Source organism: Profundibacter sp., from assembly GCF_965277155.1.
GTDB lineage: Bacteria > Pseudomonadota > Alphaproteobacteria > Rhodobacterales > Rhodobacteraceae > Profundibacter.
This window is the reverse complement of sequence record NZ_CBDIBV010000007.1, coordinates 38,462-64,510: the sequence shown is the minus strand read 5'-3', so window position 1 is coordinate 64,510 and position 26,049 is coordinate 38,462. Positions and strand designations below refer to the sequence as shown.

The 26,049-nt window shown below is 58.8% G+C and carries 24 protein-coding genes; 14 read left to right on the top strand and 10 right to left on the bottom strand.

The features are described from left to right. Window positions 1-52 precede the first annotated feature (52 nt). The 5 genes from ACQY4M_RS06605 (at window position 53) to ACQY4M_RS06585 (ending at window position 4,024) form a co-directional block, all read left to right on the top strand. Window positions 53-619 carry a DNA-3-methyladenine glycosylase family protein gene (locus ACQY4M_RS06605; protein ID WP_428542544.1) on the top strand — a complete coding sequence of 189 codons (567 nt, stop codon included), beginning with the start codon at window positions 53-55 and terminating at the stop codon, window positions 617-619. Then, window positions 620-1,288, top strand: coding sequence for an alpha/beta hydrolase (locus ACQY4M_RS06600; protein WP_428542343.1), 669 nt, complete (start codon window positions 620-622; stop codon window positions 1,286-1,288). Next, window positions 1,285-1,950, top strand: a complete 666-nt coding sequence (locus tag ACQY4M_RS06595; RefSeq protein WP_428542340.1) for an alpha/beta hydrolase — start codon at window positions 1,285-1,287, stop codon at window positions 1,948-1,950. The genes ACQY4M_RS06600 and ACQY4M_RS06595 overlap by 4 nt, the downstream gene beginning before the upstream one ends. A 134-nt stretch (window positions 1,951-2,084) precedes the next feature. After that, window positions 2,085-2,669, top strand: coding sequence for an HNH endonuclease (locus tag ACQY4M_RS06590; protein WP_428542337.1), 585 nt, complete (start codon window positions 2,085-2,087; stop codon window positions 2,667-2,669). A 113-nt stretch (window positions 2,670-2,782) separates the two neighbouring features. Beyond that, window positions 2,783-4,024, top strand: a complete 1,242-nt coding sequence (locus ACQY4M_RS06585) for a 4Fe-4S double cluster binding domain-containing protein (RefSeq protein ID WP_428542541.1) — start codon at window positions 2,783-2,785, stop codon at window positions 4,022-4,024. 110 nt (window positions 4,025-4,134) lie between these two features. Here the strand turns inward: ACQY4M_RS06585 and ACQY4M_RS06580 are convergent, their stop codons facing one another. Together ACQY4M_RS06580 and istB are read right to left on the bottom strand one after the other, a co-directional pair. Continuing rightward, window positions 4,135-4,518, bottom strand: a complete 384-nt coding sequence (locus tag ACQY4M_RS06580) for a GFA family protein (RefSeq protein ID WP_428542538.1) — start codon at window positions 4,516-4,518, stop codon at window positions 4,135-4,137. A gap of 121 nt (window positions 4,519-4,639) precedes the next feature. Then, complete coding sequence (gene istB / locus ACQY4M_RS06575) at window positions 4,640-5,335, bottom strand: IS21-like element helper ATPase IstB (RefSeq protein WP_428542334.1); 696 nt, start codon at window positions 5,333-5,335, stop codon at window positions 4,640-4,642. 93 nt (window positions 5,336-5,428) lie between these two features. Here istB and ACQY4M_RS06570 point away from each other — a divergent pair, with 93 nt between their 5' ends. The 3 genes from ACQY4M_RS06570 (at window position 5,429) to ACQY4M_RS06560 (ending at window position 8,239) form a co-directional block, all read left to right on the top strand. Beyond that, a complete protein-coding gene (locus tag ACQY4M_RS06570) occupies window positions 5,429-6,472 on the top strand; it encodes an IS5 family transposase (RefSeq protein WP_428539227.1) in 1,044 nt (347 codons plus the stop codon). A 65-nt stretch (window positions 6,473-6,537) separates the two neighbouring features. After that, window positions 6,538-6,663, top strand: coding sequence for a hypothetical protein (locus tag ACQY4M_RS06565; protein WP_428542331.1), 126 nt, complete (start codon window positions 6,538-6,540; stop codon window positions 6,661-6,663). Continuing rightward, window positions 6,629-8,239 carry a phosphate ABC transporter substrate-binding/OmpA family protein gene (locus tag ACQY4M_RS06560; RefSeq protein WP_428542328.1) on the top strand — a complete coding sequence of 537 codons (1,611 nt, stop codon included), beginning with the start codon at window positions 6,629-6,631 and terminating at the stop codon, window positions 8,237-8,239. The genes ACQY4M_RS06565 and ACQY4M_RS06560 overlap by 35 nt, the downstream gene beginning before the upstream one ends. A gap of 122 nt (window positions 8,240-8,361) precedes the next feature. On the opposite strand, the gene lsrF is transcribed toward ACQY4M_RS06560, so the two are convergent. The 6 genes from lsrF to ACQY4M_RS06530 form a co-directional block, all read right to left on the bottom strand. Next, a complete protein-coding gene (lsrF, locus tag ACQY4M_RS06555) occupies window positions 8,362-9,243 on the bottom strand; it encodes a 3-hydroxy-5-phosphonooxypentane-2,4-dione thiolase (RefSeq protein ID WP_428542325.1) in 882 nt (293 codons plus the stop codon). Between the two features lie 23 nt (window positions 9,244-9,266). Then, window positions 9,267-9,944, bottom strand: a complete 678-nt coding sequence (locus ACQY4M_RS06550) for a ribulose phosphate epimerase (protein ID WP_428542322.1) — start codon at window positions 9,942-9,944, stop codon at window positions 9,267-9,269. A 10-nt stretch (window positions 9,945-9,954) separates the two neighbouring features. Then, window positions 9,955-10,398 (bottom strand): RbsD/FucU family protein, encoded by a 444-nt coding sequence (locus ACQY4M_RS06545; RefSeq protein ID WP_428542319.1) that lies wholly within the window; start codon window positions 10,396-10,398, stop codon window positions 9,955-9,957. Window positions 10,399-10,474: 76 nt separating this feature from the next. Then, window positions 10,475-11,527, bottom strand: a complete 1,053-nt coding sequence (locus ACQY4M_RS06540; protein ID WP_428542316.1) for a substrate-binding domain-containing protein — start codon at window positions 11,525-11,527, stop codon at window positions 10,475-10,477. A 35-nt stretch (window positions 11,528-11,562) separates the two neighbouring features. Then, window positions 11,563-12,609, bottom strand: coding sequence for an ABC transporter permease (locus ACQY4M_RS06535; RefSeq protein ID WP_428542313.1), 1,047 nt, complete (start codon window positions 12,607-12,609; stop codon window positions 11,563-11,565). Between the two features lie 6 nt (window positions 12,610-12,615). Beyond that, window positions 12,616-14,148 carry a sugar ABC transporter ATP-binding protein gene (locus ACQY4M_RS06530; protein ID WP_428542310.1) on the bottom strand — a complete coding sequence of 511 codons (1,533 nt, stop codon included), beginning with the start codon at window positions 14,146-14,148 and terminating at the stop codon, window positions 12,616-12,618. Window positions 14,149-14,344: 196 nt separating this feature from the next. Between ACQY4M_RS06530 and mtnK the strand changes: the two genes are divergently transcribed. Next, complete coding sequence (mtnK, locus tag ACQY4M_RS06525; protein WP_428542307.1) at window positions 14,345-15,619, top strand: S-methyl-5-thioribose kinase; 1,275 nt, start codon at window positions 14,345-14,347, stop codon at window positions 15,617-15,619. After that, window positions 15,616-16,716: an S-methyl-5-thioribose-1-phosphate isomerase gene (gene mtnA, locus ACQY4M_RS06520; RefSeq protein ID WP_428542304.1), complete on the top strand. Its 1,101-nt coding sequence runs from the start codon at window positions 15,616-15,618 to the stop codon at window positions 16,714-16,716. Before mtnK ends, mtnA begins: the two co-directional genes overlap by 4 nt. Before the next feature lie 159 nt (window positions 16,717-16,875). Here mtnA and ACQY4M_RS06515 read toward each other — a convergent pair whose 3' ends face one another. Continuing rightward, on the bottom strand, window positions 16,876-17,847 hold the full coding sequence (locus ACQY4M_RS06515) for a sugar-binding transcriptional regulator (RefSeq protein WP_428542301.1): 972 nt from the start codon (window positions 17,845-17,847) through the stop codon (window positions 16,876-16,878). A gap of 66 nt (window positions 17,848-17,913) precedes the next feature. On the opposite strand from ACQY4M_RS06515, the gene ACQY4M_RS06510 reads away from it, so the two are divergent. The 3 genes from ACQY4M_RS06510 to fdhF all read left to right on the top strand — a co-directional run bounded on the left by ACQY4M_RS06510 (window position 17,914) and on the right by fdhF (window position 24,774). Next, a complete protein-coding gene (locus tag ACQY4M_RS06510) occupies window positions 17,914-20,007 on the top strand; it encodes a bifunctional aldolase/short-chain dehydrogenase (protein ID WP_428542298.1) in 2,094 nt (697 codons plus the stop codon). Between the two features lie 325 nt (window positions 20,008-20,332). Further along, complete coding sequence (locus ACQY4M_RS06505; protein WP_428542295.1) at window positions 20,333-22,021, top strand: NAD(P)H-dependent oxidoreductase subunit E; 1,689 nt, start codon at window positions 20,333-20,335, stop codon at window positions 22,019-22,021. After that, a complete protein-coding gene (gene fdhF / locus ACQY4M_RS06500; protein WP_428542292.1) occupies window positions 22,021-24,774 on the top strand; it encodes a formate dehydrogenase subunit alpha in 2,754 nt (917 codons plus the stop codon). Before ACQY4M_RS06505 ends, fdhF begins: the two co-directional genes overlap by 1 nt. Window positions 24,775-24,823: 49 nt before the next feature. Here the strand turns inward: fdhF and msrB are convergent, their stop codons facing one another. Continuing rightward, complete coding sequence (gene msrB, locus ACQY4M_RS06495) at window positions 24,824-25,213, bottom strand: peptide-methionine (R)-S-oxide reductase MsrB (protein ID WP_428542289.1); 390 nt, start codon at window positions 25,211-25,213, stop codon at window positions 24,824-24,826. An 83-nt stretch (window positions 25,214-25,296) separates the two neighbouring features. Between msrB and ACQY4M_RS06490 the strand changes: the two genes are divergently transcribed. Beyond that, entirely contained in the window at window positions 25,297-26,019 is a 723-nt protein-coding gene (locus tag ACQY4M_RS06490) for a GNAT family N-acetyltransferase (protein ID WP_428542286.1), read from the top strand. Window positions 26,020-26,049 lie beyond the last annotated feature (30 nt).

Here is a 26,049-nt window from a genome sequence, read left to right as displayed (position 1 = left end):
GATCATCACCTCGGATGCCTGTGTTGCCGAAGGGGCGGTGGCACTGGCGAAAATGGAGCCACGCTTTGCCGCGGCGTTGCAGGAAACCGGCCCGCTGCCCCTGCGGCTGCGCAAGGACGGCTTTACTGCGCTGCTGGACGCGATTGTCAGCCAGCAGATTTCGGTAGCGGCCGCCAGCGCGATCTGGGGCAGGATGAAAACCGCCAGACTGACCGGCCCGCGCAAGATCAAGTGGGCCAGCGACGATGATCTGCGCGCTTGCGGGCTCAGCAGCCAGAAAATCCGCTATGCCCGCGCGCTGGCCGAGGCGCGGATCGATTACAACGCCCTGCGCGACACACCCAGCGACGAGGTGATCGCGACCCTGGTCAAAGTGCCCGGCATCGGCCCGTGGACGGCGGAAATATACGCGATGTTTTCGCTGGGCCATGCGGATGTGTTTCCGCCCGGCGATCTGGCCCTGCAAGAAGCGGCGCGTGTGCTGTTCGATCTGGACAAACGCCCGAGCGAGCGCGAGTTCCGACAAATGGCCGCAGCATGGTCGCCGTGGCGGGCGGTTGCGGCGCGCTGCCTATGGTCCTATTACCGCGTGGTGAAACAACGCGAAGGCATCCGGTAAATGACACGAGACTTGAAAACCCTGCGGCGCGGCGCCAAATCGGGCAACACGAAATCCGTTCTGGTGTTTCTGCACGGATATGGCGCCAATGGCGACGATCTGATGGGGCTTGCGAACACTTTGGCCCCCTATCTGCCCGACACGGTTTTTCTGGCCCCTGATGCGCCCGAGGAATGCGTGGGCAATCCGCAGGGGCTGCAATGGTTTTCGGTGCCGTGGATTGACAATTCCAGCGAAGAAGACGCGGTGGCAGGGATGAAACGCGCCGCCGGTGATCTGGACGCCTTTCTGGACAAGGTGATGGTGGACGAGGGTGTAAGCGAGGACCAGATCGTGCTGTTCGGCTTTTCCCAAGGCACAATGATGGCGCTACAGGTTGCCCCGCGGCGCAAAAAACCAGTGGCGGCGGTTGTCGGTTTTTCCGGTAGCCTGATGTTGCCGGATGATTTGCGCGATGAAGTGGTTTCAAAACCGCCGGTGATGTTGTTGCACGGCGACAAGGACGAGGTGGTGCCGCCCGAGGCGCTGAACAAGGCGGAATTCGCGCTTGATGCGCTGGGGTTCGAGGTCTACGCCTTTGTGATGGAAAACGCCGCACACGGGATTGCCAGCGACGGGTTAAGCGTGGCAACGGGGTTTTTGCGGGAAAAACTGGGGATCGAGGGATGACACGGATTTTAAACAGCGAACGACGCGCGGCGGCGTCGGGCAAGGGGACGTCACTGGTGGTGTTCCTGCATGGGTACGGGGCCAATGCGCAGGATTTGCTGGGGCTGGCCGATCCTCTGGCACAGCACATGCCCGATACGGTTTTTGTTGCACCGGATGCGCCCGAACACTGCGCCGGAAGCCCGATGGGGTTTCAATGGTTTCCGATCCCGTGGATTGACGGCAGTAGTGAAGAAGACTCTGCCGCCGGTATGGAGCGTGCAGTGGGGGATCTGAATGCCTATCTGGATACGGTGATGCAAGAAGAAGGCATAAGCGCCGATAAAACCATCCTTTTCGGTTTTTCCCAAGGCACGATGATGGCGCTCTATGTCGCCCCGCGCCGCGCGCAAGCGGTGGCCGGTGTGGTCGGCTTTTCCGGCCGCCTGATGTCGCCGGAATTGTTGGCAGATGAAGCGGTTGTGAAGCCGCCTGTGCTGCTGGTGCACGGGGATCAGGACGATGTTGTGCCACCGGCCAGCCTGCCCGAAGCGGCAGACGCGCTGACGGCGGCGGGGTTCGAGGTTTACGCCCATGTGATGAAGGGCACCGCCCACGGAATCGCGCCGGACGGGTTAAGTGTGGCGGCGGCGTTCATGCGGGAAAAACTGGGCATTGCCTAAGGCTGTTTAGGGCCTGAAATCAGCTACATATAGTGGGGGTTGTCATGCGCCCCACAGGATATATAGTCGCCCTTGAGCGTGCCGGTATCGGACGTCCGATCCATCTTTGCACGCGCTGCAGGGGTGAAGAAGATATGTCAGGTGATTTCAGGACCGAATTTGTCAGGGAACCCAGCGGGTTGCGGCACCATCCGGCATTGGTGCTGAACGCGGATTACCGGCCTTTATCCTACTACCCTTTGTCACTGTGGCCCTGGCAAGAAGCGATCAAGGCGGCCTATCTGGACCGGGTGGATATTCTGGCGGAATACGATCAGGTGGTGCACAGCCCGACGATGGAAATCCGTATTCCCAGCGTGGTGGTGTTGCGTGATTATGTTCAGCCGCAGGCCAAAGTCGCCTTTACCCGTTTCAACCTGTTCCTGCGCGACGGGTTTCGCTGTCAGTATTGTGGATCAAAGGGCGATCTGACCTTTGACCATGTGGTGCCGCGTGCGGCGGGCGGGATTACAAGCTGGCAGAATGTGGTGGCCGCCTGTAGCCCGTGCAATCTGCGCAAGGGATCGAAATCCTTGCGAGCGTCGGGTCTGCAACTGACCAAACCGCCGCGTCAGCCGCAGGCCGAACAATTGCGCAATATGGGGCGCAGATTCCCCCCGAACCTGATGCATGAAAGCTGGATCGACTTTCTGTATTGGGATGCCGAACTGGAAGAATAGAGCATGTCGCACCAAATTGAATTCACCGACCGGACCGAACGCATTCGCTATTGCGAACGCTGCCTCGGTCCTGACGGTGAATGCTTGTATCCAATCGGGCGCGAAACGCTCTAATGGTCTGGCCCTCGAATTCCCCCGAAGCCGTTTCCGATGAACAATGGGACGACTGGCAGCGCCGTTTTGCCGACAGTGACGCCGAGGCGGGGTTCGAGGTGACGCGCGATTTTGTGCCGTTCAGCCAGATGAACGACATGTTTACGCGGGCGTTCTGGGATCCTCTGGTCAGGACCGACGATACCGATGCGTTTTTTGCCAGCTACCGGATGGAGGCAGCACCGCGCGGGGCAGGCGGGTTCAGCCAAAAGGATTTCGCCCTGCGCAACGCGGCCTGGGCGATTTCGGACATCATTTCCGACCGCGCTGCGGCGACAGGCCTGCGCGAGGGGTTTCAGGGCGCGATTGCCCATGATACGCCGGTGGCGCCGATGCGGGCCGATCTGGGCGATCCCGCCGATGAAACCGCCGAGATCAAGGCACTGGCGAAAATGTTCGGGGCCGATCTGGTCGGGATCACGGAAATCGACGAGCGCTGGCATTACACCCACCGCCCCGATGTGCGCGATATGACGCCTGTGGCCAATGAACTGCCCGAAGGCATCAGCCATGTGATCGTCATGGGCCACGCGATGGATTTTGATCTGGTGGAAACCTATCCCAGCGCATTGGCGGGGGCCTCGACAGGGCTGGAATACAGTCACGAGGCGGCGATCTCGATCCAGTTGGCGGCCTATATCCGAAATCTGGGGTATCAGGCGGTGGCCTCGATGAACGATACCGCGCTGGTGATCCCCTATGCAATCAAGGCGGGGCTGGGGGAATACGGGCGCAACCAGATGGTGCTGACGCCGGAATTCGGGCCACGGGTGCGGTTCTCGAAAATCTTTACCAATCTGCCACTTCTGGCGGATTATCCACGTCAGCTTGGCATGGCAACTTATTGTAATGAATGCACAGTTTGCGCAGATGCCTGCCCGCCAAAGGCATTGCCGTTTGATGCGGCCAAGGTTGGGTCGGACAGTGTGTCAACCGTAAAGGGCGTGAAGAAATGGTCGGCCGATTGCGAGAAATGCTTTGGCTACTGGGCCAAGATCAAGACCGATTGCGCCATCTGCATGCGGGTATGCCCGTTTAACCGGCGCGGCGGCAAGGCGGATGAGTTCTGGCGCCGTCTGGCGTTGGACCATGGCGCGCGGGGGCGGGCCTTGGCGCGCAAGTGGCATGCGCGTAAAGGGATGCGGGCGCGGTTAAAGCCTACAGAATGGTGGAGGCGGCTGAAGGGGGGCCGGAATCTTTAAAAGATTTCGGCTGTTTTCTTTAAAAGAAAACAAGATGTTAGACCGAACAGCTTGCCCCGCCAAAGAGGCGAAGCCTGGCGCAGTGGGCGGGCTGAATTGTGGATCTTATCTTAACCCCCAAAGCGGCTGTCGGTGTCACGGTTACGCTCGTATTGCCTTGCCTGCGGAAACGGTGGCAACCAGGATTCACGACGGATGGTCCAGAGTTCGTAAGTTGGTATCAGCTGATCAGGAGCATCCAGTGATCCAAGGTTAACCTCGATTTCGTCATCGCTGCGGGAGAATACGGATGAGCCACAGTGGGGGCAGGAAAACCGCCCCTCAAAGTCGTGTGTTTCACCTTTTATCGTCACAGCGTCCTGCGGAAACACTGCAGAAGCGTGAAAAAGTGTGCCATGGAATTTGCGGCAATCAAGGCAGTAACAGATTCCAACCCAGTATGGACGCCCCGATGCAATAATCTGAACTTTGCCACAGAGGCAACTGCCTGTCAATGAGCATTTAAAACTGACCCGGTTTCGGCATTTAAATTTGCCCCCCCCTTTGTGGCGCAAAGCCCCCAGTCGGGCCGCCTTCATGTAGCGAGTCCGTCTGGGGGCTTTGCTTGCGGAACGGCTAGTTTTTTCTACGGCGTTTACTCTGGGCGAACCGGTATGAGGTATTGCCGGTTTCGATGATGTTGCAGTGATGAGTGACGCGATCCAGAAGGGCGGTTGTCATCTTGGCATCCCCGAAGACCGAGACCCATTCACCGAACTCAAGGTTGGTTGTGATGATGATGCTGGTCTTCTCGTAGAGCTTGCTGATCAGATGGAAGAGCAACGCGCCACCGGATTTGGGAAACGGGATGTAGCCCAGCTCGTCGATGATGACGCAGTCCAAAGCCGAGAGCTGCCGGATGATCTTCCCTGCATTGCCGTCGGCCTGTTCCTTGATCAGGGCGTTGATCAGATCGACGGCGTTGAAGAAGCGCGCCTTCTTGCCGTTGTTGATCAGCGTCGTTCCCAGCGCGATGGCGATGTGGGTTTTGCCCGTGCCGGTTCCGCCCACCAGGATGAGGTTATGGGCCTCCTCTGTGAACTGGCCGGTGCAGAATGGTTCGATCTGGGCCTGGGTGAGGGCGGCGGCGCTGTAATCGAAGGTGGCGAAGTCCTTGTGATGGGGGAACTTCGCAACCCTCATTTGATACTGGATGGAGCGCACCCGGCGCTCTACAGTCTCGGCGTCGATCAGTTGCCTTATCGCTGTGGTCAGACTTGGCGGCTTGCGCGCGGACAGCAGATCATGGGCGCAAGCTGCCATTCCATGCAACCTGAGGGGAACCTCTAAAAATCCCCCAAAATCCGGCCTGACGGGGTAGAATCGTCATCAGGATGAAAATGATTCGACCGACGGGGTTTTGTCATGGGTCAGATGGGATTTTTTGATCTTTCCAGCCGATACGCGGGACTGGACAAATCTGGTGATCCGCTGGTGTTGCTCAACGACATGGTGCCGTTCGAGGATTACCGGGACGAGCTGAAGGCCATATGGCGCACGCCGCCCGAACAGCGCAAATCCAACGCTGGCCGCCCGCCTTGGGATGAGGTGCTGATATTCAAGACGATGGTTTTGCAGCAGCTCTACAACCTCTCTGACGATCAGATCGAGTATCAGATCCGCGACCGCCTGTCGTTCATGCGGTTTCTCGGCCTTGGCATTGAAGACAGCGTACCTGACGCCAAGACCATCTGGGCCTACCGTGAAAGGCTGGCCGGGGCCGGGAAGATGAAGGAGCTGTTTGACAAGTTCGATGCCTTTCTGCGCGAAAAGGGCTATCTGGCGATGGGCGGGCAGATTGTTGATGCGAGCATCGTTCCGGCGCCGCGCCAGCACAACAAAAGGGACGAGAACGAGAAAATCAAGGCGGGCGAAACGCCTGAAGAGTGGGAGGAAAAACCCCACAAGAAGCGCCAGAAGGACGTGGATGCGCGCTGGACGAAGAAGCACGGCAAGAGCTATTACGGCTACAAGAACCACATCAATGTCGACCGGCGGCACAAATTCATCCGCGCTTATGATGTCACCGATGCCGCCGTGCATGACAGCCAGGCGCTTGCCGGTCTGATTGATGCGAGCAACACCTCATCGGACCTGTGGGCCGACAGCGCCTATCGCTCGCAAAAGATCGAAAGCGAGCTGGAAGAGCGGGGGCTTCACAGCCATATCCATCACAAGGGCAGGCGCGGCAAGCCGCTTGGCGAGCGCCAGCAAAAGGCCAACCGGAGGCGCTCGAAAGTGCGGGTCCGGGTCGAGCATGTATTCGCTTTTCAGGAGCGCTCCATGGGCGGCAAGCTGATCCGCTCCATCGGCCTGAAGCGGGCGCGATTTCGCATCGGGATGATGAACCTGGTCTACAACATGAAGCGCTTCGTCCAGTTCGAATGCGGCCTGGCGGCGCCGGGATAAGGGTTCATGGGGTGAGGTGTGCCTGAAATACCCAAAACCGGCTTGAAACCGGTGAAAATGGGTTTATGATCCGAAGCAATCAGGCGGGACAGGCGAAAAACCGTCCACCCCGCCGCGAAGAAGGCGAAAACGGGAATTTACAGAGGTTCCCATACGTTGAAAACCGTTGTGGGTGTTCTGACCATCCGTAGCGAATTCGTAAGCTGCGAGGGGGCCTCTTGCCCAAGCGAAAAGGCCGAAGAGCAAGTGGACAGAACGGTTAGCCTGATTTCGGGGGACGGCACACGCTTTACCGGTACTCTGCAAGAATATGATGGCACAAACTATGTGATTGAAAGCGAACAGGGTGTTCTGACAGTCCGCAGTGAATTTGTGACATGTGTGGGCGATGTCTGCCCCGATCTTGGCCCAGTTGTGGCCGAATTCAAGGTCGCATCCCCGGCTGGTGTTGGCGAGCAGTTTATCGGCAAAGCACTGAACCGGTTTGCCAATGAAAAATCCCTGAATGTGACGCGTTCGATTTCTTATGACGGAACCCAAATGAACTATCTGCTGGGGAATAATACAGGTGAACTGGTGGCCAGTATCACGGTCACACCGACTGATGATATTGCATCCCTCAAGGCGCTGTTTTCGGGTGACGCGGCTTTTGCCCTGACCCGCGAAGATTTCACCACACAAGAGATTGCAGGGATCGTTAACATGCGGGCCAGTGATGTGGCCGCGCGTCTGAATGCCCAGACAATTGCGCTTGATGCTTTGACAGCAACCATGAACCCTGCAAACCGCGTGCGTTCCATGTCACTTAAACAGATGGGGGATGTTCTGTCCGGGCGGGTTACCAACTGGAAAGATGTTGGCGGCGATGATGGTGCGATCCAGTTGCATGTGTTGAATGCAGATAGCAATTTGGCACGGGTGATCAAGCGCGATATTCTGGCACCGCGCGGTTTGCGGTTGGCTGCGAATGTGATGGTCCATGAAACACTGGACGAGTTGAACAAAGCGATTGCCGATGATCCGATGGCGTTTGCGGTATCTTATCGTTCACAAAACAAAGGCAACAGCATTCCGACAACCCGCAATGCATGTAACATCTTCTCAAGCGCGAATTCCTTTTCGCTGCAAACCGAAGAATATCCGCTGACCATGGGCTGGCACCTGTATACCCTTCAGGGTCAGGATGTGCCCGATCTTTCCAAGAGCTTGGCAGAATACCTGTCCTCGAACGAAGGACAGGCCGCTGCACAGGAGGCCGGTCTGGTTGGTCTGGCAATTGACAAGCAACCGATGAGCGAGCAGGGCGAACGTCTGTTGTCCGCGATGCTTGCCTCGTCAATTGACCGCGCCGGTATCAATGCCTATCGCGATTATCTGGCCGAGGTTTCGACAGCAGACCGTTTGTCGACAACATTGCGGTTTGTATCCGGGTCGGCCCAGCTGGACGAGCGCGCCCTGCGCGATGTTCGCCGGATTTCCGAACTGGTTCGCAACGGACTGGTTGACGGCAACGACATCCTGTTGGTTGGCTTTAGTGATACGGTAGGTGTGTTCAACAACAACATCGCCCTGTCCAAGGCCCGTGCCGAACGCGCCAAGGCCGATATTCTGAACAGCACTATCGGTATTCTGGACGCCGCAAACGTCAAAACTTTCGGGTTTGGTCCGGTTGCGCCGGTTGGGTGTAACGAAACGCTGGACGGACGCCAGTTGAACCGTCGGGTCGAAGTATGGATCCGTGGCTCGAACCAGGACAAATTGCGTTAGGGTCATAACCTTTTGAAAAACAAAACCGCGACCGGTAAAACGGCCGCGGTTTTTTTATGTCCGGTATGAAAAAGGGCAGCCCCGAAAGGCCGCCCTTAAACCTGTTTCGCCTGAAGGCTCTATCAGCCTTCGGATTTCAGATCGTTATACAGTTCATAGGCCTGCTTGGCGGGCATCAGTTCATGCACAACCTTGGAAACCGCTTTGATCATTGCAACAGGGGCGTCCGATTGGAAGATGTTGCGACCCATATCGACACCGGCAGCGCCCTGATCAACAGCGCGGAACGCCATGTCCAGCGCGTCCAGTTCGGGCAGCTTTTTACCACCTGCAATCACGATCGGCACAGGGCAACCGGCAACGACTTTTTCAAAGCCTTCCTCGATGAAGTAGCTTTTGACGTAATGCGAGCCGATTTCGGCAGCGATCCGGGTGGCCAGACCAAAGTAGCGCGCATCGCGGGCCATGTCTTTGCCAACGCCGGAGACGGCCAGTGTCGGGATGCCCACGCGCATGCCTTCGTCAATCAGGCGGATCACGTTGGTGATGGACTTATGTTCGTATTCCGCCCCGATATAGACCTGTGCGGCCATCGCGCAAACGCCCATGCGAACCGCATCATCCATCGCAACCGCAATGGTTTCGTTCGACAGTTCCGACAGGATCGAGTTACCACCAGAGGCGCGCATCACAATCGGTTTGGTCAGGGTTGGCGGGATCATCGAGCGAAGAACGCCACGGGTACACATCAACACATCGGCATGTTCGGCCAGTGGCAGGATGTTCAGGTCGATCCGTTCCAGACCCTTTGTCGGCCCCTGGAAATAGCCGTGGTCAAAGGCCAGCATAACGGTGCGGCCGGTTTTCGGGTTAAAGATGCGGCTCATCTTATTTTTGATGCCCCAGTCGTAATTGGCAAGGCCCTTCAGGAAAAAGCCCTGTTTGTCCTGCGGGGTGTTCAGGCCAAAGTCTTTGCCGTCCTTGATGTCATCAATATCTGCCATGTCGTGTTCCTGTCTTTTCGGGTTTAAGTGTTAGCGGTTTCAAGCGCCTTGACCATTGCGGCAAAGGCACGTTTGGGTTTCTTGGCGCCCAGAACGGCGCTGCCGCTGACCACCATATCGGGCGCGCAGGCAGCTATTTCTGTAATGCTGTCCAGCGTGACACCGCCATCAAAGGCAAGCACCGCATTGGGGGCGGTTTCGCGCAGCTCGGTCAGGCGGGTGCAGGCGGCGGTGATGTCGGCTCGGGTGCCACGCGGGTCCAGTGACAGCACAAGGATCATATCGGGGTTCAGCGCCAGCAGGGGGGCTGCATCCTCCAGCGTGGTGCCGGGCATCAGGGCCAGACCGGCCATGACGGGGCGGTTGGATGCCTGAATGATTTTGATCGCTTCGGTTGCGTTATCGGATTCAGCGTGAACGGTGATCATATCGGCACCGGCCTTGATATAGCTTTCCACATGGGCGGCGGGGTTTTGCACCATCAGATGCACATCGCGCAGCAGGCCAAGGTCCATCGCGGCGACAAAGCCGGGGCCACCGATCATCTGTGGCACGAACACGCCGTCCATGATGTCGAAATGCAGGATGTTGCAACCCCACTCGGCCACGTTTTGCGCCGCGCGGCGCAGGTTTCCCAGATCGGCGGCAAACAGGCCAAGGCTGATGCCTTTGGCGCGGGATTTCAGATCGTCGATGCTCATCATGTCGTTCCTAAAAGATCACACCTTTGCGCAAGATAAAGCAGCCATAGGGCCGCATGTCGGTGGTGGCAACTACCCCAAAGGCATCACGGGCGCGCTGATAGAATTCCTGTCGCTCCAGGCTGCCAAGGGCGGCACCTTCGGGCATGGCGGCGGATAGAATGTCAAAGGCTTGTCTATGCACCTCGCCCATTTCGTCGGGCGTATTGTCAATCTGCATGCGCAGGGCGCAAGCATCGGCGAACCCGTCCAGAGGCATCACGCCGGTGATCAGTTTGATCGCATCGGGGGCCATCATGGCGGGCAGGGGGATCACGTCGCCCCATTGGGTATGGGCGGCGGTCGAGGTGGCAGGGAAATTGGCATCGGCAACAACGATTTCATCGCCATGCCCCATGCGCATCAGGCAATCCAGCAAATCAGGCGTCATATTGGCGTCTATTCCGATCAGCATCATCTGCTCCTTTACCGTAAATGGGGGCCGCGACCAGTTTTGCCGCAGCCCCCGTTGTTATCACGTCACCTGACCCTTAGCGCGGGGGCAGGGGCATCCATGCTGGCACGGCAACATCGGCGTGGGCGAACTGGGGCAGTTTGGCCGACAGTTCTTCCATATTCTTGATGTCTTTGTCTTGCAGCATGGCCTGAGTGATCAGGGTGGGCGGAATGATCACGTTGTGGCCTGGGTCTTCGCCAGCCAGCAACATTGCCAATGCCCGCACCGAAACTTCGCCCACAACAGCAGGGTTGGTGGCGGCAGTTGCGGCCCATGCGCTGTTAGGTTCGCGCATGGCGGAAATGTCGGCGGTGGACACGTCGGCCGAATAAATCTTGATCTGCTCGTTCAGGCCGGCTTCGTCCACAGCGATTTTGACACCTTTGGCGAATTCGTCGTAGGGGGCGAACATCACCTGAATGTCGGGATGGGCCTGCAGAACCGAACGGGCCTGATTGGCAACAGAGTTGGCAATCGGGTTGTCCAGCGTGCCGAACTGGGCGACTTCTTCGATGCCCGGGTTGGCTTCTTTTACCTTGACCCATGTTTCGTCGCGACGATCCAGCGGGGCAATACCGGCAACGTAAACGTAACCGGCCTTGAATGATGTGCCATTGTCCTTGATCGCTTGTTCCAGCGCCAGACGGGCCAGATCACGGTCGGATTGTTCGACTTGCGGGATCGCGTCATTTTTGACGTTCACGTCAAACGCCACAACCTTGATCCCGGCATCAATGGCACGTTGTGCGGCCTCTTGCATGGATTCGGTCAGACCGTGCTGGATGATGATGCCATCAACCCCAAGGGCGATGGCCTGGTCCACCATGTCGGCCTGCAATGCGGCGTCCTGGCGGCTGTCGAATACCCGCAGGTCAACACCAAGGGCAGCGGATTGTGCTTCAACACCCGACAGATAGGCCTGAAAGAAATCGCCGGTGGACAGATAGCGCACCAGTGCAATTTTCACATCCCCTGCATTGTCGAAAGGTGCCGGCATGTCGCCTGCGAATGTCGGGCTGGCAAAGCCGGTTGCAAGTGCTGCAATCCCGCCTGCCATACCCAGAACGATACGTCGTGTAAGTTTCATATTATGGTTCTCCCTTTTTTAATTTGTAGTGCAGTCTAGTGGGTTGATCCGCCGCGCCGACCCGTCAGCACGAAGGTAAAGACGAGGGCAATCACAAGCACCGCCCCCTTAACGAAATCCTGTGTATAGTAAGGGGCGTTCATCATCGTCAGCCCTTGCAGCAGGATGCCGACAAACAGCGCCCCGATGGCTGTGCCAAAGGCGTTCGGTTTGGCCGCACCCATCACCGCATAACCGATCAATGCGGCGGCCACGGAATCCAGCAGCAGGTTATTGCCCGAGGCGATATCACCCCGCCCCAGACGCGCCGCCAGCAGGATACCCCCGACCGAGGCCAGCACGCCGGAAATCATATAGGCCAGAATTTTATAGCGATTCACATTGGTTCCCGCCAGTGCCGCTGCCCGCTGGTTCGATCCGATGGCATACATCAGCCGACCATGGCGGGTCAGTTCCAAAAACACCCAGCACAGGATGGCCACGATCACCAGAATGACCACCGAAACCGGGATCAGGTTATCAATGAAAAAATCGAACCGGTGACGGCCCAGCCACAGGAATTCAGGTGAAAACGTGCCATTCGCGGTGCTGCCATCGGGCAGTTTCATACCGGTGGCGATGGACCGTCCTTCGGTCGGGATCCGTTGCAAACCGATCAGCAGGAACATCATACCCAATGTCGCCAACAGGTCGGGCACCTTCATCTTTACGATCAGCAGCCCGTTCACCAGCCCGATCAGCGCGCCCATTACCAGACAGGCCAGCACCGCAGGCACCACGCCGGTGCCCAGCACCACCATCATATAGGCCGATAGCATCAGCGCCGAGGTGGCGGTCGATCCGATCGACAGGTCGAACCCGTCCACCACCAGTGTGAATGTGACACCCAGCGCCAGAATACCGGTGATCGCGACCGACTGGAAAATGAACACCGCGCTATAGGGGCTAAGGAAGCCGTCGGTTGCCACCGAGAAAAAGATCAGCAGCCCCGCAAGAAGGGTCAGAAACCCGTAACGGATGGCATAATCCACCAGCGTTTTCTTTGGCGCCATGTCTTTGTGCGTATTCGTGCCGTCCTGCATTTTCGGTTATCCGTTCACTTGAGTATTGGTTTGTCCATTGGTGCCGTTTGTCATGCCTGCAACTTCGGCCACCACCTGTTTTACGTCCAGATCGATGTTGCGGTGCTCGCCAACGATGGCATGATCCGCCAGCACAATGATCCGGTCGGCGATTTCCAGAACCTCGTCCATTTCCGCGGCCAGAACGATGGTCGCCCGCCCCTTGGCCGTTTCGCGGATTTTTGCACCGATGTCGCGGCGGGCCTTGATGTCGACGCCTTGAAACGGCTCGTCCAGTATCAACAAATCGGATGGCTGGCTTAACCAGCGGCCGATCACCACCTTTTGCTGGTTTCCGCCCGACAGGGTGCCGATATCGTCCTGCTCGGACTGGCAGACAATGCCCAGGTCCGAAATCATATTTCGGGTTGCGCGGGCCTCGCGCCGGCGGTTGACAAAGGACAGGGTGGAAAACCGCGCCAGAAACGGGGCAGTGATGTTTTTGGTCAGGTTGTGATCCTGCAAAACACCATTGGTGCCGCGATCCTTGGCGCACATGAACACACCGGTATCAATCGCATGGCGCGGGGATTTCGGATTATAGGGTTTTCCCAGCAGGGACATGCTGCCGCCTGCGGGTTTCTTCAGCCCATACAGAATGGCCGCCAGTTCGGATTTGCCCGATCCGACCAGACCGGTAATCGCCAGAACCTCGTCTGCGTGGACGGTCAGGTTTATTTTGGCTGTGCCTTCGCGAATTTGCAGGTCTTTCAGTTCCAGCACCGGCTGGCCAGCGGATTTGATGTCCAGATCAACCTCGGACATTTTGTGGCCCAGCATGGCGTTTACAGCGGCCTCGTAATCCAGCGGCTTTTGCTCGAATGTGCCAACAATTTCGCCGTCACGCATGCTGACAATCCGGTCGGCGATGCGGTGGATGTCGCTGGTCCGGTGCGAGATATACAGAATGGCCACACCCGCATCGCGCAAACGGTCCAGCAGGGTGAACAGCCGCGCGGCCTCGGTTGCAGACAGGGACGAGGTGGGTTCGTCCAGAATCATCAGTTTGGGTTCATGTGCCATCGCGCGGGCAATGGCGACCAACTGGCGGTCGGCCAGCGCCAACTCGTTAACCGGCTGGTTTACGTCCACATCCAGCCCCATGGACCCGGCCAGTTCGCGTGCCTTTTGCCGGATCTCGCGGCGTTTCAGGAAAAACCCGCTTTTGGGTTCGGCCAACGTGTCCAGCATCAGGTTCGAGGCCACATCCAGATCGGGAATCACCCCGTCATTGATATTCTGGTGAACGGTGACGATACCGGCGCGGATTGCCTCGGACGGGGTGGTGGTTTTCAACTCTTCCCCGTGCAGACGGATTGTGCCGGTGTCAGCAGGGTGAACGCCGCAGATCACCTTGACCAGCGTTGATTTTCCAGCGCCATTGGCGCCCATCAACACGGTCACTTCGCCAGAATTCAGTTCCAGATCAATACCACGCAGCACACGGTTTGTGCCGAACGCTTTTGTCAGTCCCTGAATTTCAACAGCAGCCTTGGACATGCTTATCCTTCCCCCGATATCAAGCAATCTTATGGCGTTGTGATCAAATGTCAATGGCCATTGACAAATGACGATCTGTTTACAATGCTATGTCTAACAAGCCGCGTTTCTCAAGGACGGGGCGATAAAGCGGATCTGTCCGAAACCCTTTGAAATATAGGGTTAAACGGGGCCGATCCCAAGGATGGAGGGGACCATGTCAGAACAAAGCTCCGGTTACGAACCCTTAACGGTAGAAACGATTCCCGCGCGGTTGGGCGGGATTTCGGCTGTTACGGAACGCTTGGGAGAGGATACATCCGCATGGGTTGCGGATGAAGTGGGGGATGGCAACCTGAACCTTGTGTTCATCGTCAAAAGCCCCAAGGGCGCCGTGATCGTTAAACAAGCGCTGCCTTACGTGCGGCTGGTCGGTGACAGTTGGCCCTTGCCGCTGAAACGGGCGTTCTTTGAATATCACGCCTTGATCCGCCAAGAGGAACGCGCGCCGGGTCTGGTGCCGGAAATCTATCATTTCGACGAGGATCAGGCGCTGATCGTGATGGAGTTCTTAACGCCGCACATCATCCTGCGCCATTCGCTGATGGCCGGCAAAAAACATGACGGGCTTGCCGCTGTGATGGGGGATTATCTGGGCAAGACCATGTTCCGTGGCTCGGACCTGTCGATGGACACCGCCAAACGCAAGGCCGATCTGGCACTGTTTGCCGACAATGCCGAACTATGTGACATCACCGAAAACCTTGTGTTTTCCGACCCTTACTTTGAGGCCGAGCTGAACCACCACACGCCGGGTCTGGATGATCTGGTAAAACGGCTGCGGGCCGACATTGACCTGAAGGTCGCTGCGCAGGACATGAAGGCGAAATTCGCCAACAACGCCGAAACCATGCTGCATGGCGATCTGCACACCGGCTCGATCATGGTGACAGACACCGATACCATGGTGATTGATCCCGAATTTGTCACCTATGGCCCGATGGGCTTTGACATCGGCATGTTGCTGGCCAACTTCTTTATGGCCTATTACGCCCAACCCGGTCACGCCGAATCCGAAGGGGCGCGGGCGGACTATCAGGAATGGATTCTGGGCGTGATCAGCGAAATCTGGCACGGGTTCTGCGATGAATTCTCGCACCTGTGGCGGACCGAGCGCAACGGCATCCTGTATCAGGCCAGCCTGTTCGAAGATCAGGGCGACAATCTGGCGTCGGAACAGGCGCTTGCGGCGCGGCTCAAGCATATTTTCGAGGACACACTGGGCTTTGCCGGTGTGGAAATGATCCGCCGCACACTTAGCCTGGCCCATATCGCCGAAAACGATTTGATCGAGGATGAAGCGATGCGCGCCGAGTGCGAGGGCAGGGGCCTGCGCTTGGGCCGCTCGCTGGCCGTGAACAGGGCGGCATTTGCAGATTTGGACAACGTGATTTCACAGGCGCGTATGATTGGACAAAGGAAAGAGTCATGAAAGTAGGCGATAAACATTACCGTTCGATCTGGTTCGATCAGCCAAGCGGGCAGGTGCAGATCATTGACCAGCGCTGGCTGCCGCATGAATTCCGCGTGGTTGACCTAAAAACCCGCGATGATTTCGTGGTGGCGATCCGCGATATGTGGGTGCGGGGCGCCCCATTGATCGGCGCCACCGCCGCCTATGGTGTGGCCGTGCAGATGGCGTTAGACCCGTCCGACAAATCGCTGGTTTTAACATGGAACATCCTGCACGAAACCCGCCCCACCGCGATCAACCTGCGTTGGGCGCTGGACGAAATGACCGCGCTGCTAAAACCGCTGCCTGAAGGTGAACGCGCGGCGGCTGCGATGAAACGGGCGCATGAAATTGCCGATGAAGACGTGGAATGCAACCGCATGATCGGCGTGCATGGCCTTGAGATCATTCGCGAAATCGCTGCCAAGAAAAAGCCGGGCGAGGTGGTGAATATCCTGACCCACTGTAACGCAGGCTGGTTGGCCACGGTCGATTGGGGCACCGCCACCAGCCCGATGTATCATGCGGTGCAGGACGGCATCCCGATCCAAGTTTGGGTCGATGAAACCCGCCCGCGCAATCAGGGCGCTTTGCTGACTGCATGGGAAATGAACAGCCACGGCATTCCGCATCACCTGATCGTCGATAACGCAGGTGGACACCTTATGCAGCACGGGCAGGTTGACCTTTGCATCGTTGGCACCGACCGCACCACGGCGCATGGCGATGTCTGCAACAAGATCGGCACCTACCTGAAGGCGCTAGCGGCCAAGGACAACAACGTGCCCTTCTATGTGGCGCTGCCATCCCCCACGATCGACTGGACAGTCAAGGACGGCGTTGCCGAAATCCCGATCGAGGAACGCACCGATACCGAAGTCACCCATGTGCAGGGAAAACTGGCCGACGGAACCGTGACCGAAGTGCAGATCAGCCCCGATGGCACGCCGGGGGGCAACCCGGCATTCGACGTCACACCACGGCGTCTGGTCACCGGCCTGATCACCGAACGCGGCGTTTGCGAAGCCTCGCCAGAAGGGTTGGCCGCGATGTTCCCTGACAGGGTGCAGAACTAGAGATCCACTCACGGATCAGCCCCGCCTGTTATATGTTATTTATCGTAACCAGAGATCAGGCGGGGCTTTTTTCTGACAGATGATTTATCTAGACAGATTTGTTAGCGGCAATGGCCGCACAGCAATCTACCGCTCGAACAATCCTTGGAATAGCAGCTATCAGCTTGCCGTCAGCATCCCCTTGGCGGTGGCCACGCTGGTCACCACATGGGTCACATAGCCACCGGCGATTGCCGCCAGCATCGGGGCCACCTTGTCGGCCCCGACCGAAACCAGCAGGCCCATGTCCAGCCCTTGCAATTTGTCCAGCTCCACCCCGATCATCCGGTCATCCAGTTCGCCCGGAATGAACTGCCCGGCAGCGTCAATGAACCGGCCGCATAACACGCCGGTAGCTCCACGTTTAATATACCAGTCCAGATCGGAATGGCTGGCCAAGCCGCTGCTGACGATATGGCTGCTGTGGTCACATGAGCCAGCGGCAAATATCGCTTTGTTACAGTGGCTTAACGCGTCTATTTGATCTCGTATAATCGGCTCGGCCCGCAGGCGGGCCGCCAGTTCGGGATCGCTCAGAACCGCCGGGGCGTGCAGGTTGATCAATTTGGCGCCCAGCCGCTGTGCCAGATGGGCGGAACAGATTTCGGCGGTAAACCCGTAGGGCGTGGCCATCGACCCCACCAGTTGCGACACGGTGATATGATCGGTCTGCACCTGCGGCATGGCCTCGGCCATCTCGTAAACCGTGCGCCCCCAGGACACGCCCAGCTTGTCACCCGGTTCCAGCAAGGATGGCAGCCATTCCGCCGCCCCGCGCGCCACCCGCAACAGTGCGTCTTCCTCGGTACCGGTGCCGTCGGGCACCACATAAACCGCCGCCAAGCCAAAGCGTTCGCGCATTTCCTCGGCCAGCCGGTGGGTGGTGAATGCCTTGGGCGCCAGCGATATGCGGATATACCCGCGTTCCTTGGCCTCTTGCAGGTAGTTGACCACTGTGGCGCGCGAAACGCCCAGATGGCTGGCAATTTCGGTCTGGTTCATGCCATCATGGTAATACAGCCACGCCGCCTCGATCACGATGCTTTCGCCCGTGACCTGCCCGGTGTTTCGTCTGCGCGTGACTGTTGCCATTTCTATTCCTTATTTATATTTGACACTATATACTGACAATTGTCAAAAAGCCCCGTTTGGCGAGGCATGGATCAGAAATTACACAGGTGCATCATGGTTGCAAACCGTTGGGACGACATCGAGGCAAAAAAGATTGCGGCAGAGGCGGGGGGTGATCCGGCCGATCAGGATCTGGCGGTTCAGGCTTATGCCTCGCGGCTGTTGGGGGCCGGTATGGCGCTGGTGCAGCACGGCGGCGGCAATACATCCTGCAAGGTGGTGCGCAAGGATTTGTTCGGCAATGATGTGAAGGTGCTGCATGTGAAGGGCAGCGGCCATGATCTGGCGCAGATCACCCCGGCTGGGATGCCGGCGGTGCGGCTGGAGCCGCTGCTGGCCCTGCGCGCACTGGATGGCCTAAGTGACGAGGACATGGTGAACACCGTGCGTTGCAACATGCTGGACGCCAGCGGGCCGAATCCGTCGGTTGAAATCCTGCTGCACGCCTATCTGCCGCACGGTTTTATCGACCACACCCACGCCACCACGATGCTGGCGATTGCCGATCTGCCGAATGCGGCTGCGGTGGTGGACGAGATTTTCGGCGGCAAGGTGGCCGTTGTGCCCTTCCACATGCCGGGGTTTGATCTGGGCAAGGCGGCGGCCGCAGTTTACGAGGCCAATCCCGAAGTCGAGGGTTTGCTTTTGCTGAACCACGGGCATTTCACCTTTGGCGACAGCGCAAAGCTGGCTTATGACCGGATGATCACCCATGTGAACATGGTCGAGGACTGGGTGGCGCAGAAGATGGGACGCAAGTTGAAACTGTCCGGCCCGGCGGATGCGGCAACCAAGGCCAAAGCGGTTCAGGTGATGCCGGTTCTGCGCGGTATTCTTGGCGCGCGGCGCGCCGAATTTCTGGGCAATCGCGATACTTTCATGCCGGTGATGGATCTGCGGGCAGGCGACAATGTGCAGGAATTTCTGGCCCGCGCGGATTGGCAGGACCTGGCCAAACGCGGGGTGGCAACGCCCGATCATGTGATCCGCACCAAGAATTTCCCACTGGTTCTGACCACGCAAATACTGGCCGGTGGCGCCGATGCGATTGCCTCCGCTGTTGACGCCTATATCGCGGATTACAAGGCCTATTTCGAACGCAACAACGCCCGCGTTGGCGGCGGCAAGATCATGCTGAACCCTGTGCCGGATATGGCCTGGATCGAAGGGATCGGCATCATCGGCATGGGCGCAAACGCAGGCGAGGCCCGTATCGCCGCCGATCTGGCGGAACAGAACATTGCCGCCATGAGCATGGGCGAGGATTGCGGCGGATTCCACCCTGTGGGCGAAGAAGATCTGTTCGACATGGAATACTGGTCGCTGGAACAGGCCAAACTGCCCTCGCGCAACTACCCGCGTTTTGCCGGCCATACGGTGATCGTTACCGGTGGCGGCGGGGCAATCGGGCTGGCCACCGCACAGGCCTTTGCCGATCTGGGCGCCAATATCCTGCTGGTCGATCTGTTTGACGAGGCGCTGGACAAGGGGCTGGAACAACTGGGGCCGGACCACGACGGCATTGCGCTGGACATCACGGCCGGTGGGGCGGCGCAAAAGGCGATTGATGCCTGCGTGGCGCGCTTTGGCGGGGTGGATATTCTGGTCTCCAACGCGGGCGCGGCCTGGACGGGTGAAATGATCGATCTGGATGACGCAAGCTTACGCAAAAGCTTCGAGTTGAACTTCTTTGCCCATCAGACATTCTCCAAGGCTGCCGCGAAGGTGTTCCAGACACAGGGGCGCGGCGGGCAGTTGCTCTATAACGTCTCGAAACAGGCGGTGAACCCGGGCAAGGGGTTCGGCGCCTATGGCCTGCCCAAGGCCGCGACGTTCTTCTTGCTACGCCAGTTCGCACTGGAGCTGGGACCTATGGGCGTGCGGGTGAACGGCATCAACGCCGATCGTATCCGCTCGGGCCTGCTGGATGATGATTTCATCAAGGAACGCGCAAAGGCCCGCGGCATTGACGAGGGCACCTATATGGCCGGCAACCTGATCCGCCGCGAGGTCGAGGCCCGCCATGTGGCCGATGCTTTCGTGGCGCTGGCGATGTCCGAACGCACCACGGCGCATGTGATGACGGTGGACGGCGGCAATATCGAAGCCGCGTTGCGCTGATTCAGCGGTGCGCCTTGCGGCGCGCTCTGTTTTTGGCCCCTTCGGGGCGATTCCCGCTCCGCTCGGGAGGTATTTGTGGCAAGAAGAAAGGCGATGGGCTTCTTCTTGCTGAAAATACCTCCGCCGGAGGCAAAAGCGCGCGCCCCGGCAGGGGTGACGCGCGCTGGGTGACGCCGTCAGGCGGCACAACCCCATGTCGCCAATCACCACACCAATGTCGCGGATTACATATGATGATCGTCCCATTAGGTGTAATTAAATCTTGAACTGTGCCCCTTAGGGGCAGAGACTCACAATCGAGATTGTTTTGCAGCGGGGCAAGGACATGGCCAAGGACGATACATCCGGCATCTGGAAATCGGGGCGTGGCAAGGGGCGGCATGTTCCCAAGGGGCGGCAACTGGATGACAGCGCGTGGAACGAGGTTCGGGGGCTGATTACGTCCGACCGGATGGCCCGTGATATGCTGATTGAGAACCTGCATATTTTGCAGGATACCTATGGCCATCTGTCCGCCCCCCATCTTCGCGCTCTGGCCGAAGAAATGCGCATCAGTCAGGCCGAGGTTTACGAGGTCGCCAGTTTTTACGCCCATTTTGATGTGGTGAAAGAGGGCGAGACCCCGCCACCTGCGTTAACTATTCGGGTTTGCGATAGCCTGTCCTGTGAAATGGCGGGGGCGGCGCAGTTGCAGGCGGCTTTGGAAAGCGGGCTGGACGCGGGTGAAGTGCGGGTGGTTCGCGCACCTTGCATGGGCCGTTGTGACACCGCGCCGGTGGTGGAACTGGGACATAACCATATTGACCACGCGACGGTTGAAACGGTTCAGGCGGCGGTTGCGGCTGGGGATACCCATGTGCATATCCCTGACTATCAGAATTTGGCGGCCTATATGGCCGATGGCGGGTACGTTGAATTGCAGCGCCTGCGTGATAGCGGGGACTGGGAGCGGGTGCAGGAGAAAATCCTGACGTCCGGCCAGCGCGGGCTTGGCGGCGCAGGGTTTCCCTCCGGCACCAAATGGGGGTTCGTGCGGGGTAACGCTGGCCCGCGCTATCTGGCCGTGAACGGGGACGAGGGCGAGCCGGGCACCTTCAAGGACCGTTACTATCTGGAACGCACCCCCCATCTGATGCTGGAGGGGATGCTGATTGCCGCCTGGGCGGTTGAGGCCGAGCGTTGCTATATTTACATGCGCGATGAATATCCGGCAGTGATTGAGATATTGCGTCGTGAAATCAAGGCGCTGGAAGGCAAAGCTATTGTTCCAAAAGGCTTTATCGAGCTGCGGCGCGGCGCGGGCGCCTATATCTGCGGCGAGGAAAGCGCGATGATCGAGAGCGTCGAGGGCAAGCGCGGTTTGCCCCGGCACCGTCCGCCGTTTGTTGCCGAAGTCGGCCTGTTTGGCTGCCCCACGCTGGTGCATAACGTCGAGACCCTGCATTGGGTGGCGCGGGTGTGTCGCGAGGGGCCGGAGGTGCTGAATTCGGTCGAGAAGAACGGCCGCAAAGGGCTGCGCAGCTATTCCGTGTCAGGGCGGGTGAACCGGCCAGGTGTGTATCTGCTGCCGACCGGATCCACCATCACCGATATTATAGCGGCGGCAGGAGGAATGCTGGAGGGTCACAGTTTCATGGCCTATCAGCCGGGCGGGCCGTCTTCGGGCCTGTTGCCCGCCAGCATGGACGATATCCCGCTGGATTTCGACACGCTGCAGCCACATGGCTCCTTCATCGGCTCGGCCGCCGTGGTGATCCTGTCCGATCAGGACAGCGCGCGGGCCGCCGCCCTGAACATGCTGCGGTTTTTCGAGGATGAAAGCTGCGGCCAATGCACCCCCTGCCGGGTGGGGTGCGAAAAGGCGGTGAAACTGATGCAGGCCGATCACTGGGACATGCCGCTGCTGGAAGAGCTGTGTCAGGCGATGGCGGATGCCAGCATTTGCGGGCTGGGGCAGGCTGCGCCGAACGCGATCCGGCTGACCATGAAACATTTCAAGGGCGAGGTAGGGTGATGGCCAAGGAAATCCGTTTCATTCTGGATGGCAAAGAGGCCATCGCGCAAGAGGGCGAAACCATCTGGGAAGTGGCCAACGGGCGCGGTCTGAAAATCCCGCATCTGTGCCATAAACCGGCCAAAGGATACCGCCCCGACGGCAATTGTCGCGCCTGTATGGTGGAGATCGAGGGCGAGCGTACATTGGCCGCCTCCTGCATCCGCACCCCGTCTGAGGGGATGAAGGTCACCACCAATTCCGCCCGTGCAAAAACCGCGCGCAGGATGGTGGTGGAACTGCTGCTGGCCGATCAGCCCGAACAGGACAAGGCGCACGATAAATCCGCCCACCTGTGGGATGTGGCCGCGCAAACCGGCGTGACAGACAGCCGTTTTCCCGCAGTTGATTCCGCCCGTGTGCCGCTGCTTGATGCCAGCCATGTGGCGATGCGGGTCAATCTGGATGCCTGTATCCAATGCGGGTTGTGCGTGCGCGCCTGTCGCGAAGTGCAGGTGAATGACGTGATCGGCATGGCGGGCCGTGGCCATGACGCTTATCCGGTGTTCGACATGGATGATCCGATGGGCGCCAGCACCTGCGTGGCCTGTGGCGAATGTGTGCAGGCCTGTCCGACCGGCGCGCTGATGCCTGCCACCGTGCTGGATAAAACAGGGCAGGGGGACAGTGCCGATTTTGACCGCGAGGTCGCCAGCGTCTGCCCCTTCTGCGGTGTCGGCTGCCAGATTTCGCTAAAGGTCAAGGACGGCAAGGTGAAATATGTCGAGGGGCTGGATGGTCCTGCCAACGAGGGGCGTCTGTGCGTCAAAGGCCGCTTTGGCTTTGATTATATCCACCACGCCCACCGTTTAACAAAACCGCTGATCCGGCGCAAGGATGCACCCGCCAAGGGGCTGAATGTCGATCCCGCCAACCCGTTGACCCATTTCCGCGAGGCAACTTGGGACGAGGCATTGGAGTTCGCCGCCAAAGGGCTGTCCGGTCTGGGCGGCACCAAAGTGGCCGGTTTCGGTTCGGCCAAATGCACCAATGAAGAAGCCTATCTTTTCCAGAAACTGATCCGTCAGGGTTTTGGCCACAACAATGTCGATCACTGCACGCGGTTGTGTCATGCCTCCAGCGTGGCGGCGCTGCTGGAAAATGTCGGCTCGGGCGCTGTGACCGCCACCTTTAACGAAATTAACAACTCTGATGTGGCAATCGTGATCGGCTGTAACCCGACCGAAAACCACCCCGTCGCCGCCACCTATTTCAAACAGTTCACCAAACGCGGCGGCAAGCTGATCGTGCTGGACCCACGCGGGCAGGCGCTAAAACGCTATGCGACGCATATGCTGCAATTTAGGCCCGGTGCGGATGTGTCGCTGCTGAATGCGATGATGCATGTGATTGTCGAAGAAGGGCTGCAGGACGACGCCTATATTGCCAAATACACCGAAAACTGGCAGGCAGAAAAGGACCACCTGGCCGATTTCAGCCCCGAAAAAATGGCCGGTATCTGTGGTATTGCTACCGACGAGATCCGTGCCGCCGCCCGCACCTTTGCTGCAGGCAAGGCGGGGATGATTTTCTGGGGCATGGGGGTCAGTCAGCACATCCACGGCACCGATAATTCGCGCTGCCTGATCAGCCTTGCCCTGATGACCGGCAATGTCGGCAAACCCGGCGCGGGGCTGCACCCGTTGCGCGGGCAAAACAACGTGCAAGGGGCGTCGGACGCAGGGCTGATCCCGATGTTTCTGCCGGATTATCAGTCGGTGTCCGATGACGGGGTTCGCAGCGCGTTTACCGAGGTTTGGAAGTCGGGCGATTTCAGCGATCAGACGGGCCTGACCGTCACCGAAATTCTGGGGGCCGTCCATGCCGGGCAGATCAACGGCATGTATATTCTGGGCGAAAATCCCGCCATGTCCGACCCCGACGTGACCCACGCCCGCGAAGCCCTGGCGAAACTCGATCACCTTGTGGTGCAGGATATCTTCCTGACCGAAACCGCCAATTATGCCGATGTGATCCTGCCCGCCAGTGCGTTTGCGGAAAAACACGGCACAGTCACCAACACCAACCGTCAGGTGCAAATGGGCCGCGCGGCGCTGGACCCGCCGGGCGAGGCCCGCACAGATTGGTGGATTGAAACGGAAATGGCCAAACGGCTGGGGCTGGACTGGACCTACACCCACCCGCGCGAAGTTTTCGCCGAAATGGCGCTGAATATGAAAAGCCTGAACAACATCACATGGGAGCGGCTGCAAGCCGAAGGTGCTGTGACCTACCCATCGCTTGGTCCTGATGATCCGGGGCAGGCGATCGTATTTGGCGACGGTTTCCCGCGCGACGACAAACGCGCCCTGTTCACCCCTGCCAACGTGATTGCACCGGACGAGGCACCGGATGCCGATTATCCGATGATTCTGACCACGGGGCGACAACTGGAGCACTGGCACACGGGGGCGATGACGCGCCGCGCAACCGTGCTGGACGCGCTTGAGCCCGAGGCCAATTGTTCGCTCAACCCGCGCACCCTGCGGGAGCTGGGGGTTGAACCGGGCGAAATGATCCGCCTGACCACGCGGCGCGGCTCGGTTGAAATCATGGCACGGGCCGACAGGGCGGTGGCGACCGACATGGTGTTCCTGCCCTTTGCCTATGTCGAGGCGGCGGCCAACATCCTGACCAATCCGGCACTGGACCCTTACGGCAAAATCCCCGAGTTCAAGTTTTCAGCGGTCAAAGTGGAAAAAGCAGGCCCGTAACCGCCCTTTCCAAATGGCCCAAATATCCGCGCCGCAGGCATGGAATCTTTTATTCTTCGGGCTCGAATCGCAAGGCAACGCCGTTCATGCAATACCGCAACCCCGTTGGCTGTGGCCCGTCATGAAACACATGCCCCAGATGCGCCTCGCAAGCTGCGCAATGCACCTCGGTGCGGCGCATGAACAGTTTGCGATCCTCGGATTCGCCCACCGCACCGTCCATTGGTGCATAAAAACTGGGCCAACCGCTGCCGGATTCATATTTTGTCGATTGGTCAAACAGGGGCGCACCACAGCAGACGCAATGAAACACACCAGCCCCCTTTGGAAATTCCTCGTGACTGCCCGCCCGTTCGGTTCCGTGCTTGCGTGTCACGTTATAGGCAAGGTCGGACAGCTGTTCGCGCCACTCTGCATCGGTTTTGCTGATTTTCGCCATGTTTTCCCCTGTTCTTTCGCGACTTCCATGTCCATATTCAGGCAGACGTGATGAAAGGCAAGAGCCATCACAAGGGGTTGAACATGGACATCCTGAACCGCGGGCGCTATCGCGCCAGTCGTGCGGAATCGCCGGACGAGGTCACGCAGGCCCAACGCCTGCGCGGGCTGGCGTTCGCAGGGGATGAGTGCGGGTTGGACGCGGACGGGTTCGACAGTCGTTGCGACCATATTCTGGTGCGTGATCAGGACAGCGGGGCGCTGGTGGCCTGTTACCGGCTGATGCTGCTGCCCGACGGGGTGGCGATTGACCAAAGCTATTCCGCGCAATTCTATGATCTGTCCGCGTTAAAAGCGTTCAAATCCCCGCTGCTGGAACTGGGCCGCTTCTGCACACACCCTGACCACCACGACCCCGAAATTCTCCGTGTCGCATGGGGGGCGATGACGCGGATCGTGGATGGGCAAGGGGTGCGGCTGCTGTTTGGCTGCTCGTCGTTCGGCGGCACGGATGCCAGCGCCCACAGGGATGCCTTTGCCCTGCTGAACGCCCGCCATCTGGCACCGGACCCGTGGCGCATTGGCGTTAAAGCCGACGAGGTGGTGCCACTGCCGGATGCCCCCGTTCCACCGGACGCTATCCGCCACATCCCGCCCTTGCTGCGCACCTATCTGGCGATGGGCGGCTGGGTGTCGGACCACGCGGTGATAGATCGGCAAATGAACACCCTGCATGTGTTCACCGGTGTTGAAATCAGCGCCATCCCCGAGACCCGAAAACGCCTGTTGCGCGCGGTTGCCGGATAACAGCCATTGACCTTTTTCAATCCACCGCAT